Origin of the sequence: Methanosarcina sp. DH2 (assembly GCF_020804225.1) — an archaeon.
Lineage (GTDB): Archaea > Halobacteriota > Methanosarcinia > Methanosarcinales > Methanosarcinaceae > Methanosarcina.
Map to the genome: position 1 here is coordinate 20,369 of NZ_WJBI01000017.1, position 13,388 is coordinate 33,756.

A 13,388-nucleotide genomic window follows, 5' to 3' on the forward strand; every position below is an offset into this window, starting at 1 on the left:
AGAATTAGAGAACAAGAATTAGATAACAAGAAAAAGAAAAGAATTAGAGAAAAAGAACAAGAACAAGAAAAAGAAAAAGAAAAAAGAAACATAGGCGAAAAACGAGAGAAAAATAAGATAATAGAAAAAAGTATGGATTCTACATAACAACATAACTGCTCATACTTCTATATCACTAAACCAGATAGTAAATTTTGTTCCCTGATCTCTTTCAAGCTTTATACAGCCGTCTATCTGTTCAACAAGAATATTTACTAACTGGAGTCCAAGAGAAGTCGAGTTCTCTATATCTATTCCTTCCGGTATCCCTTTACCGTTGTCCGATACTTCGAGTGTGTAATGGAAACCTTTTTTTTCTATATAATCTCTATTTTGACAGGAAATACCATTTTTGAAGGCAGAAGCTTCAGTCCTGCGAAGGTTTATGTAGATCTCGCCTCTGCTTCGGGCAGGAAAAGCATATTTAAAAGAGTTTGAGACAAGCTCATTTACAATGATTCCAAGAGGGATTGCAGTATCCATGCCGAGATAAACCTGCTCAAGGTCCAGCTTGAAGCTGAAATTTTTATTTCCAAGATTGTATGATCTGAAAAGCTCTGTAGTTAGCTTCCTGAGGTAAGCTGCAAAGTCGAGAGTGTCTATTTTATCTCCTCTGTATAGCTCTTCATGAATGAGAGCCATAGAAACTACGCGGCTCTGGCTTTCCATGAAAGCTTTGACAACTTCCGGAGTCTTACAAACCTCAAGCCTGGAGAAGGTTTCTGCCTGCAGGTCAAGCAGGGATGAAATTACCTGCAGATTATTCTTAATCCTGTGGTGAATTTCTTTTATGCGGATTTTTTCCAGCTTTGCCAGAGTTTCTTCAGCTTCTTTTCTCTCGGTAATATCATATATCGCACCCTGGTACTTATCCGGGGTTTTGTTATTTCCAGGAATCTTCTGGTAGATTTCGTGCACCCATTTTATTTTTCCATCCCTGTGAATAATCCGGAAATCGATTTCTCCATACGCTCTATATGGAGAATTTCGAACCTTTTCCTCTTCTTCATAAATGCGGGGCAGGTCTTCGGAATGAATTATATCCTTCCACGGCTGCCTGGACATAAAATCTTCTTCATTGTATCCTGTAATCTCTTCAACTGTCCCGTGCATGAATACCGGAATAAAGTTCTCGTCTGCCTGGAAAGCAATTCCCTTGAAGTTTTCTATGAATGATCGATATCTTTCCTCACTCTCCTGTATTTTCTGCTGAGCAAGCTTACTTTCCGTAATATCCTGGACCGTCCCCCTCATTCTAACCGGGTTATTTTTTTCATCAAAAACAACTTCTCCCTGCTCATTGACTATACGCTCTGTTCCGTCAGCTGAAATTATTTTAAAATCTATATTGAAAGGTTTTCCGTTTAAAGCCTGTTTAACCGCATTATCTACGTAATCTCGATCATCTGGCTGTATATAACTTAAAAATACATCGTAGGCAGGTTTGAGTTCTTTAGGGCTGAGTCCGAGGATCCGATAAGTTTCATCAGACCAACAAGATTTATCATTTACAATATCCCATTCCCAGTTCCCAATATGAGCCATTTTTTGAGCATCTTCAAGACCTTTTTTACTCTCTTTTAAAGAATTATAAGCTCCCTCAAGTTCTGCTGTTCGCTCTCTAACTTTCTCTTCTAGACTGTCGAGTGTTTCCTTCAGTTTGTCTTCTGCTTTTTTACGCCTGGTAATGTCGGTAAGCATGCTCATAGAGCCTGTAAACTTGCCATCGTCATCAAAGAGGGATTTTGAACTTACAATTGCCCATAGGGGTGAGCCATCCTTGCGTATAAATTTAAACTCATAGCTCTCGTCAATACCCTGCCATCTTCTTTCAATATTCTTTTTGACAACTTGCTTTTCTTCCTCGCTGGCAAAGTCCCAGGCAAATTTGCCAATCATTTCATCCGGAGTATACCCCAGCATCTCAGTCAATCTTTTATTAACATAAATAGTCCTGGCTTCGGGATCACCTATCCATATACCTTCACTGGCTGTTTCTACGATATTGCGGTATTTTACCTCGCTCTCTTGCAGTTCTTTCTCTATCTTTTTACGTTCTGTCACATCACGAGTGTAGGAGAGTACACCAGTTATCTGCCCGGCAGCATCGTATCGCGGTTCGTAGATAGCTTCAAACCATCGTGGTTCACCGCCAGGGGATAGCTGTAAGAGAACGTGCTCATGCTTTCCTGTATAGAGCACCCGATGTTTGATCGACTCAAGTTGCTGTGCCTGGTCTGGTGGCAGCAAATCCGCTTCTGTCTTACCTATTACATCCGATGCAGATAATGGGTATAACGGGTTATATATCCAGGTATAACGCAGGTCGCGGTCTTGCTCGAAAATAATATCCGGGGAGTTTGCAACTATAACTTGCAACCGTGCCTCGCTCTCGCGAAGTGCCTTATTTACTTCATGAAGTATCTCATGCTGAGCCTGCAACTCCTCATGGAATACTTGCAGCTCCCTGGACTGTTTTTGAATCTGCTCGTACGCTTGACGCAGTTCTTCTTCAGCCTGTTTACGCTCAGTAATGTCTCTGACAATCATGCTCGTTTTTATAATGTCATCTGTATCTGCAAAAAGGTTGGATGTAACATTACATACGAAAGTTGATCCATCTTTTCGTCTGCACGTGAGCTCGGCGTTCATCCGACCGTTTAGCTCCCTTTCCTCAAGTGCAGCCGCAAGCTTCTCGTCCTTAACTACAAGACCTTCCCTTCCCGCCTGTATAATCTCATTTTCGGTCATACCAAAAAGGTAACATGCCTGAGGATTTGCAGAAAGAATAGTGCCATCGGGCTTGGTTAGTAAAATTCCATCAAGGCTGTTTTCATACAGAGATTTATATTGTAATTCAGTCTCCCGCAGTGTCTGCTCAACCTGCGTGCACTCAGCAGTAATTTTCATTCCTGTATTTTCCGTTTTCTCCCATTTCCCATTCTTCCTGGACAAAATAAACTGATGATTTGTAACGATGTCAATTATATCAGTTACACTGCATATCTCGAGGGAATAGGTGCACAGAGCTATCACTGGATACATGCCTGTAGCAGAATCCAGCCTTTCTTCATAATTAACGAAATCATTCCAGCTTTTATTATCCAGCCAGCAGATATTCTCAATGAATCTCAAGCCATCGTAGCCACTGGCCAAAGATTGACTGGCTTTTTCAGTCAGGTTGTTTAAAGCTTTCTTCGAATCAAAAACACCTTCTTTTGTATGCCAGTCAGCATGGGGAATAATCTCAATTTGTCCTTTTTCCAGATAAACATCAATATCAGGAACAGTCTTTTTCAGAGCTGCTTTTGCTTCTTCCTTGTCCAGAGGTTTTGAGGTGATCCAGATACAGAATTCGTTATTTTCCAGTCCTGTTTTCAAATATGGAATTAGTATATGCTTTAAGTCTTCTTTTGTTTGATAAAATTGACAAAGGTGTGTTCCCCACGGCACATTTCCGATGACATCAATGCCAGAATCTCTGATTTCATTTTCCATCTAATTGTCCCCGACTTTTAGAAATAAAGTCAAAAAACATTGATTAAGAGTTCCTTATCTATATTCCAAGATCACCTTTCCAAGACCACCTATAATTCAATATTAAGCCGGTTATTTCCCCTAAGGTACTACAAAAATTCGCAACAATATCCAATCCCTTAGGGAAGTATATCCTGAAACTCTTTTTTAACCAGACCGTTGGCTTGTCGGCAGAACTTTAATTCAAAAATTCTGCTTTTTGTCTTGGTGAAATAGCAGGTTTAATCCGATAATGAGGCTTTGAAAACGCAAGTCTTACCGGAAAAAGCTTTGTGGATAATTATTGTATATTCTATTTATAATATTTTTCTCAATAAAAAATACCTAACTACATTTTCTAGCTAAAAATTACTGGTTCATATATTTATATCATTGAACCATATAGTGAATTTTGTTCCATGATCTCTTTTTAGCTCTATACAGCCGTCTATCTGCTCAACAAGAATATTTACTAACTGTAGCCCAAGGGAACTGGAGTTCTCAAAATCTATTTCTTCAGGAATCCCTTTTCCATTATCCGATACTTCAAGTACATAATGGAAGTCTTTTTTTCCTATATGATCCATGTTTTGACAGGAAATATCACTTTTGGGGGTAAAATCGGCTATGCGAAGGTTTATGCGGATTTCGCCTTCCCGTCTTGCAGGAAAAGCGTGCTTAAAAGAGTTTGAAACCAGTTCGTTTACAATAATTCCAAGAGGGATTGCAGTATCCATTCCAAGATAAACCTGCTCGAGTTCCAGATTGAAACTGATTTCCTTATTACCAAGATTGTAAGAATTGAAAAGATCCGTAGTCAGCTTCCTCAGGTAAGCTGCAAAGTCAAGTGTGTCTATTTTATCTCCTCTGTATAGCTCTTCATGAATGAGAGCCATAGAAATAATGCGGCTCTGGCTTTCCATGAATGCTTTGACAACTTCCGGAACCTTACAAACTTCAAGATGAGAGAAGGTTTCGGCCTGCAGGTCAAGCAGGGACGAAATTACCTGCAGATTATTCTTAATCCTGTGATGGATTTCTTTTATGCGGATATTCTCCATTTTTGCCAGGGCTTCTTCAGCTTCTTTTCTCTCGGTAATGTCCTGAACTATTCCTTTTATTCGAACAGGAGTATTTTTGTCATCAAAAATAACTTCGGATTGCATATGGACTGTGCGTTCTTCCCCATCAGCCCGGATTATTCTGTAATCAATACTGTAAGGCTTTCCTTTTATGGCTTTCATAGCAGTATTATATACATATTCTCTATCGTTGGGATGTATATGATTTAAAAATTCCTCGTAAGTTGGATGCGGTTCCTGAAGACTGCGTCCAAAAATGTGGTCCAGCTCATCAGACCAGTATGATTTCTCAGTCTCAATTTCCCATTCCCAGTTCCCAACATGGGCCATCTTTTGAGCTTCAGCAAGACCTTTTTCGCTTTCTTTTAAAGAATTGTAAGCCTTTTCAAGCTCTGCTGTGCGTTCTCTAACCAGTTTTTCTAAATTGTCGAGTGTTTCTTTTAATTTTGTTTCTGCTTCTTTTCGCTCGGTAATATTAATAAATGAGCCCACGCTCCCGCGCACACGCCCGTTTACATCATGTAGCGGGCTTGCTGATGCGAGAATGGTCTGCCATTTTCCACCAGGCATCAGCACGTCTATCTCTACATCGCGTACGTCTGTATTTTTTAAGGTGGCTTCTTGCATGGGTAATTCGTCTGCGGTCAACTCGTGGTCCTTCCGGAAGAAGCGTATTGACTGTGTAAGATTAGGTGAGATATTTTCTCCTGATTCGGCATTGAAAAGTTCGTTTGCCATCCGATTGCCTGTGATGTTGTTACCTTGCGGGTCGTGACCGATCAGGATAGATACAGGTGCCACTTCCATTATCGTTTCCATTTCTTCGGCTCGCTGGCGAGTTTTCTCTTCCAGATGCTTGCGCCCGGTAATGTCTCTAAGGATCAGTGCTAATTTACCTTTCTCAGGACTGAATACGTAAATATCGAGATATTTATTCGCCATCTGGCTAAAAATCTCAAAGTGAACTGGCTGGCCTGAAATCGCCACCTTATGGTACTTTTCGAGCGCTATTGGGCTTACATTGGGAAATACTTCCAGCATAGTCCTGCCTAACATCTGTTCCCTCTCTACGCCTAAACACCGGCCAAAAGCAGGATTTATCTCAATGTAACGGTAGTCTGAAGGCTCGCCATCATTATAGATAACTTCTACAAGGCCGAAACTGTCGGTCATGTGTGTGAAAAGCATTTTGTAGCGCTCCTCACTTTTCCGCAGGGCATGTTCAGCTTTTTTACTATCTGTAATATCCCTAATGATCATGCTTGTCTTTATACTGCCATCAGCGTCTGCAAAGAGGCTGGACGAGGTCTCACCGATAAAAGTTGATCCATTTTTTCGTCTGAATGTGAGTTCGGCCTTCGCCAGGCCTGCCAGTTCTCTTTCCTCAAGTGCTGCTGCAAGCTTGCCGTCCCTGACTACCAGCCCCTCTCTCCCTGCCTGTCTGATCTCATCTTCAGTCATGCCAAAGAGGTAACACGCTTGAGGATTTGCAGAAAGAATAGTTCCATCGGGCATGGTAAGCAAAATCCCATCGAAACTACTTTCATACAGAGATCTATAGTGTTCCTCGCTGATGCATGCTTCTTTAGCGCTCTTGGTCTCGGTAATATTTCTCCTCCCGCAACTTTCGATTTGCTCCCATTTCCCTTCTCTTTTAATCAAAGCAAACTGGTGATTTGCTATAATGTCGATTATATCGGTTGCATTGCATTTATCAAGGAAGTAAGTGCATAGAGTTATCATCGGATATCTGCCTGTGATATAACCTACTCTTTTCTCATAATTTACAAAATCACTCCAGTTTTCTCTTTCCAGCTTGCAAAAATTCTCTGCCGTTCTCAACCCTTCATAGCCGATGGCAAGGGCATTGTTAAGTTTTTCAACCCAGCTGTCCGTGGCCTTCCCTGAATTGAAAATACCTTCTTTTAAACACCAATCAGCATAAGAAATAAGCTCAATTTGCCCTTTTTCCAGATACACATCAAAATCAGGAACAGACCTTTTCAGGGCTTTTTTCGCCTCCTGGATATTTAGAGGCTCTGATGTGATCCAGATACATAGTTCGTTATCTTCCAGCCCTGCTTTGAAATAAGGGACAAGTATGTATAACAAATCTTCTTTTGTCTGGTAAAACTGGCAGAAATGTGTTCCCCAGCATATGTCACCAATGATCTCAACACCGGAAACTCTGATGTAATCTTGCATGTTCCTCTCCGACATTCGAGTATAAAGTTGAAAGATTCTTTGTCCTTATTTCAAGCGTGTTCTATCAATAATGTAGTTTTATGCTGCTTTATCTAGATTTAGATTTACTCAATCTAAATCTAGATGTATCTTTACAGAAATTAATTTCATTGTTGAATGTTATATAATTGAATGCTTATATAAAAGTAAGAATTAACCATTTGTCTCTGTAATTTTCCTTTTGAAGACTACTCATAAATTGATTTTTCTTCTCAATACTATAGATTAAAAAACTGAGTTCTGGAACCAAGTCTTAAGAGGATTCAGGAGAATACCATATTGAGGAATAAGGTGGGGTTGGAGGATACTTGATTGAGGCTCTCAAATGGTTCTTTTGAACCTGCCAGGGGATCAACTATCAGTTCTACTGTATCAAACATTAATTCTACTTTATTAGACATTAGTTCTAATGTCTTGAAAATAACCATTGTTTTGCTATCTGTCCTTTTTCTGGTACCTTCGGTCAGTGCAGAGGGTTACACACTCGAAGAAGCGACAACGAATATAACTATTGACCCGAATGGTGTAGTTCACGTTGAAGAAGCAATCTCATACGCATTTGACAGAAATTATACCTATGTCTACAGAATGCTTAACACGTCGACAGGAGAATCTATTCAGAATATAGAGGGATACTGTTCGGACAATGCATGTAAATTCAGAGTTGAAACAATTCCTGAGGGCTGTAAATTAATAGGTGAGCTTCAGGAACCTGCTCCGAAAAATTTGACATTCTTTATTTCTTACGACCATTACGGAGCAGTCAGAGTTCATAATGACGTCTCTGAGTTTCACAAGATCTGGGGAGAAGAATGGGAAAAACCTCTTGGAAGCTTCAAGGGAAGCATTACTTTTCCGGTGGACAACGGAAATGAAATCCGATACTGGACTCGTCCGGCTGTCTATACGCAGGAAGAGAGTATAGAAAATAATGTCCTCAATTTAAGGACAAAAGAGATCCCCCCTTCTCACTTGTATAAAATCAGAGCGGTTTTTCCAAGAATCGAATCCCCAAACTCCAGCTTTGTTCAGGTAGATGATGCAGAAAAGCTTGAAGAAATATTAACTACTGAGAAAGAATATCAGCAGAAAGAGTTGAATTTAGAAAGCCTTTATAGAATAACTAGTTACTTTTTGCTCTTTGTCCTAATATTTCCTTTCTTTATATACATTATATATGGAAAAGAGCTAAAAACAGATTACGAAGAGAAAACAGATTACGAGGAGAAAACAAATTATGAAAAGAAAATAAATTACGAAGAGAAGTATAAGAGAGAGCTGCCTGCAGATTCCAAACCTGCTGTAGTTAACGCCATCATGAAGGGGAGAATGGGTATTCCCACAATGGATGGATTTACTGCTACGTTCATGGATCTTGCTAATCGTGGTTATATTTCTTTGCGAAATTTAAAACCCGAAGAGATAAGCTCATCACATATTCCAAAATCCGAGCCAGAAGACTTTATGATAGAACTTAACTATGATGTATATTCCAAAGCTAAAGGAAACCTGTCTGAACTGGAAGACTTTGAAGAAGATATACTTTACCTGTTAAAAGACCATGCTTCTGAAAGAAAAATCTCCTGGAAAGAACTTAGAAAGGAACTTGACGGTAGTATGGATTTTTATCAATTTATTACTTCCTGGAGTAAAAAAGTTCAAACCCATACTGAAATTAATAGGTTCTTCCAATCAACAGGATATCTATATATGAAATGGTTTTCTCGAGGCATTTTAATAGCGGCAATTGTTTATTATATTACAATTTCCGGATATTTCCCTTCCGACGAGTTTCCCCGGGTGTCAAAGATTAATGCACTGACCGCTTTAATCGGTATTTTAGGGTTCTTTATGACAAAAAACTCCGGAATGTTCGTAAAGACATTCGGACGCTGGACCCCTGAAGGAAATCTCTACTATGAACGCTGGGATAATTTTAAAGAATATCTAACAGACCTTTCTGCTCTCAAAGAATACCCCCCTGAATCAATAAAGACCTGGGATTTATATCTGGTATATGCGGCTTCTCTTGGAGTTGCAAAGCAGGCTTTTCAAAATATGTCCCTGGTTGTTCCTTTTGAACAGCTTAAAGAGAGCTACTTCCGTCCAATAAGTTACTATTATAATCAGTCTGACCACAGATATGGAAATACCTGCTCTCCATACTGTCCAGACGGGGAAGGTGGCGATATAGGTGGTGGTCTTGGGAATAGGGGCGGCGGTGCTGAATAAGTACTCATGTTACCTAGAGAGCCACCGAAAAGAAATATGAGAATCAACATGAGAATCAACATGAGAATCAACATGAGAATCAACATGAGAATCAACATGAGAATCAACAGGCCAGAATTAATCAGAACAGCCAGAATTAACCAGCTTTGGAATATGTTACAGTGCCGGGTTGCAGATTACAGGAAATCAAAAGCCTGACCACTTAAACCGGATTTCTATCCATAGAGCTGATCCCAAAACTCATAACTACTTCTCTAAGAAAGGTTTGAAGAAAGGTTTGAAGAAAGGTTTAAAGAAAGGTTTAAAGAAAGGTCGAAAGATGCCATTAAGGCTGCCCTATAATAATCAACCGACTAACTGTGGACCACCAAAAAATCGAAAATAACAAAATATGCCTGTGCCTTTTTTTCCAACTTTTTGTTTTTTCCGATTTTTAAGAAAACTCTGGCAAAATATTAGTATTCTTAAAATAATATAGAGTTGGAGGAATCTGGTTGCGGCTTTTAAAAAGTTCTGTTGAACCTATCAGAAAAGCAAATATTAATTCTACGGTACTGAAAATAGCGATAATGACTGCTCTTCTGCTGGTTCTTCTCTGCCTTGTGCCCTCAGCCAGTGCAAGAGACTATGCGCTGGAAGGAGCAACAACGAATATAACTATAGATCCCTACGGCATAGTCCATGTTGAAGAATCGATTTCATACACATTTGAAGGGAATTACAACGAAGTTTTCAGAATACTGGAGGTGTCTTCCGGGGAATCTATCCGGAATATAGAGGGGCATTGTTCAGATGAAGCATGTACCTTCAGAGTCGAACCTGCTTCCGAAGGGTATGAGTTGATAGGTGAACTTCCGACTCCCACCCCGGAAAAAGTGACTTTTTTTGTTTCCTACGACCATTACGGCGCAGTCAAAGTCCACAGTGACATTTCCGAATTCCACTATAAGCTCTGGGGCGAAGAATGGGAAAAACCTCTGGGAAGCCTGAGAGGAAGCATCGCGCTCCCTGTGGAAAATGAAAGTGAGATCCAGTACTGGATCCATCCGGCTGGCTATACTCAGAATGCAAACGTGGAACAGAATATCCTCAGTTTAAAGACAAACGAAATTCCCTCCTACCAATGGTATGAAATCAGGGTTGCTTTTCCCAGAATTGAATCTCCCAATTCCAGTCTGGTCCAGATAGACGATGAAGAGGGACTTGAAGAAATATTAGCTATTGAGAACGAGTATAAAACAAAAGGCTCGATCTTAAAGAACCTTTATTATCTGACAATTTTGTTTGCTCTTCTTGTCCTGGCATTTCCTTTCTTCGTTTATTTCAGGTACGGAAGAGAGCCAAAAATAGATTATGAGGCGATATATGAGAGGGAACCACCTACAGATTCCAGGCCTGCCGTGGTCAATGCCATCATGCAGGGGAAAATAGGCACTCCTACAATGGACGGGTTTACTGCTACGGTTATGAACCTTGCTAACCTTGGTTACATTTCTCTTCTCACTATTAAATCAGAAGAAAACGGGGCATTCGGTCTGTTCAAATCCGAATCCGAAGATATTTTAATTGAACTTGTCAGCCCCAAATCATATGCAAAAGCTCAAGGAAACCTCCCTGAACTGGCAGATTTCGAGAAAGACGTGTTCAATTTATTGAAAAAACATGCTTCCGGAAATAAAATCTCATGGGATAAACTGAAAAAAGAACTTGGAAGAGGAACTGATTTCTATCAATTTATGCTCGCCTGGAATAAAAAGGTTGAAAGGCATATTGTAATTGAGAAATTCTTCCGGTCCACAGGGAACACATATATGAGTATTTTCGGTATAGTAACTTTAATAGCTGCAATTGTTTATTTTATTGCACTCTCTAACTATTTCCCTTCAAATTCATTTCCCCTTGTATCAAGCATGAATATACTGGTGATTTTAAGCGGGTTTTTCGGGCTGGTTATGATAATTTTCTCCGGGGCATTCGAAAAGGTACTGGGACGCTGGACTCCTGAAGGAAGGCTCTATTATAAACGCTGGACCAACTTTGAAAAATATCTTACCGATTTTTCTGCGCTCAAAGAGCACCCCCCGGAATCGATAAAGATCTGGGATTCTTATCTGGTGTATGCAACTGCTCTGGGAGTTGCAGAAGAAGTTCTTAAAAACATGTCTTTAGTCGTCCCTTCTGAACAGCTGAAAGCGAGTCACTTTTATTATGTGCACCACAGTTACGGCCAGTTCGGTTCCGGCTTCGGGAGAGCCTACTCATCATCCGCCCCATCTTCAAGCGGAAGTGGAGGCGGTGGAGTAGGCGGCGTGGGCGGCGGTTCGGGTGGAGGCGGCGGCGGTGCCCGATAAAACTATTTTGATAAACGGACGGTGGTCTATTTGATAGCAGAAATTCTGGTAGTAGCAGTAATAATTCTCGGTTTGCTCTTCGTTATAATTTACAATGACCTTATAAAGCAAAGAAACAGGGTAGAAAATGCCTGGGCTCAGATAGAAGTCCAGCTAAAAAGGCGCTATGACCTTATCCCTAACCTGGTAGAAACAGTTAAAGGGTATGCAAAACACGAAAAAACCCTTTTAGAAAACATTACAAAAGCCAGGGCTGCAGTAATGTCTGCAAATAACGTACATGAAACGGCAGAAGCATCAAATTACCTTTCTTCCACCCTTAAGTCCCTCTTTGCAGTTGCAGAAAATTATCCTGACCTGAAAGCCAACCAGAATTTTATGCAGCTCCAGAAAGACCTTATGGAAACCGAAAACAAAATTGCCTATGCAAGACAGTTTTATAATGATACGGTTATGAAATACAACATCAGTATTCAGACAATTCCAAAAAATATTGTTGCTTCTATCACGGGATTCCAGAAAAAAGAGTTATTTGAAACCCTGCAAGCAGAATGGGAAACCCCGAAAGTTGAGTTCTGATATCGTGTGCTGGCTCAGATTACTGGCTCAGTCACTTATTTTTTTATTTAGTTTATTTTTTGGTTTACTTTTTTTGGATCTCTGATCAGTTCCCAGAGTTACTCTACTTGTGAACCTTTTAACTCTAAGGCGAGAAGTCCCCTTCCTCGACAGGTCGGATTTATCCGAGATGGCAGGTGGGGGATGAAAGCCGTCAACTTTCACACCTTCTATTGTTATTGATTCCATAAATTTTCTTATACTTTCAACTCTTATTGCATGTTATCCGTAGCTCTTCCTCGCCCTCGTGGTAACAAAGTAGGGAATAGCCGGAACTGTCAGGTACAAACTTTCTGAACTTAGACTATAAGGTTCGTCGAAGAAGTTTCGAAGGTAAAAGTTTGAACGGTGAACAGTAGAGCTTGACTGAGTATCTCGCAATTGAAGGTTGTGAAACCTATTGCAAAATGCTCTGTGGACGAGCTTTCGGTAGCTTGCTACTGGAAATCTACGATAAACAGGTTTATTGAGGAATTGAGGATCTTTGAGATCCAAAGGCATATGAGATAATGTACTCGTAGGAAGCTCATCCCTCGAAACTGAGCCGGAAGGCGAAGAATTCAGGGAGGAGTAGTTCACACACGTTTTCAATCATCCTTACTTACTCGTTTCTTTTTCTTTTTTGTCTGCAAAGCCGCTTTCTTTCGTCGAGCGTACAAGAATGGTCAGGTATAGCTAATACTATGTACAGGTCATAAAAGAAATCCTCCACCCCGGAAACGTCTTTTTAATTCACATGGCATCGAATTCCTCCGCCAGCCTGTCTGGCGGGCTTTCCCATAAAGAAGAAAGAGTTAAGAGAATACAAAATAAAGAAGACAAATAAAGAAGACAAATAAAGAAGACAAATAAAGAAGACAAATAAAGAAGATAAATAAAATGAAGCTTGAAAGAGACTGAAATGCTCCTCTTGTTTTCAAATAGTCTGTTTTTTCTGTTCTAAAGCTTACCATTTTTTTATTTCACATTATTTTCCGGCGTTTTCCTGTTTTTCTGTGGATATCCGGTTTCATCAGGTGATTTTTACTTTTTGATTTCTTATTTTTTTCTTTCTCTTCTTTTTAGGAAAGGCCGCTCTTCTGCGTCGAACGTGACAGGAATGACCTGGTACAGCGAATAGGGCTGTAAGGGTCAAAAAGTTATAATTTATTCTCTTGAATGAAGTTCACTGCTATAAGCCATAGATTGGTCCTTTTGAGCGAAACGAAAAGGACCTTGTTGCTGTTGCACTTGCAGTGCAAGTCCCAGAAAGTCTCTGATTTCCTGTGATCCCGAAGCGAAATTAGGGAAGTAAAATCTGTGATTT

General features: G+C 40.1%; 5 protein-coding genes. 3 read left to right on the forward strand and 2 right to left on the reverse strand.

Translation table 11 applies throughout. From position 1 onward, the window contains the following. Positions 1–159 precede the first annotated feature (159 nt). Together FXV91_RS16215 and FXV91_RS16220 are read right to left on the reverse strand one after the other, a co-directional pair. On the reverse strand, positions 160–3,537 hold the full coding sequence (locus FXV91_RS16215) for a PAS domain S-box protein (RefSeq protein ID WP_229391720.1): 3,378 nt from the start codon (positions 3,535–3,537) through the stop codon (positions 160–162). 395 nt (positions 3,538–3,932) lie between these two features. Next, positions 3,933–6,842 carry a PAS domain S-box protein gene (locus FXV91_RS16220; RefSeq protein WP_229391721.1) on the reverse strand — a complete coding sequence of 970 codons (2,910 nt, stop codon included), beginning with the start codon at positions 6,840–6,842 and terminating at the stop codon, positions 3,933–3,935. A gap of 351 nt (positions 6,843–7,193) precedes the next feature. Here FXV91_RS16220 and FXV91_RS16225 point away from each other — a divergent pair, with 351 nt between their 5' ends. The 3 genes from FXV91_RS16225 (at position 7,194) to FXV91_RS16235 (ending at position 12,043) form a co-directional block, all read left to right on the forward strand. Beyond that, positions 7,194–9,113 carry a DUF2207 domain-containing protein gene (locus FXV91_RS16225; protein ID WP_229391722.1) on the forward strand — a complete coding sequence of 640 codons (1,920 nt, stop codon included), beginning with the start codon at positions 7,194–7,196 and terminating at the stop codon, positions 9,111–9,113. A 494-nt stretch (positions 9,114–9,607) separates the two neighbouring features. After that, a complete protein-coding gene (locus FXV91_RS16230; protein WP_275948907.1) occupies positions 9,608–11,464 on the forward strand; it encodes a DUF2207 domain-containing protein in 1,857 nt (618 codons plus the stop codon). A gap of 21 nt (positions 11,465–11,485) precedes the next feature. Further along, entirely contained in the window at positions 11,486–12,043 is a 558-nt protein-coding gene (locus FXV91_RS16235) for a LemA family protein (RefSeq protein ID WP_229391723.1), read from the forward strand. The last annotated feature ends 1,345 nt before the right edge of the window (positions 12,044–13,388 follow it).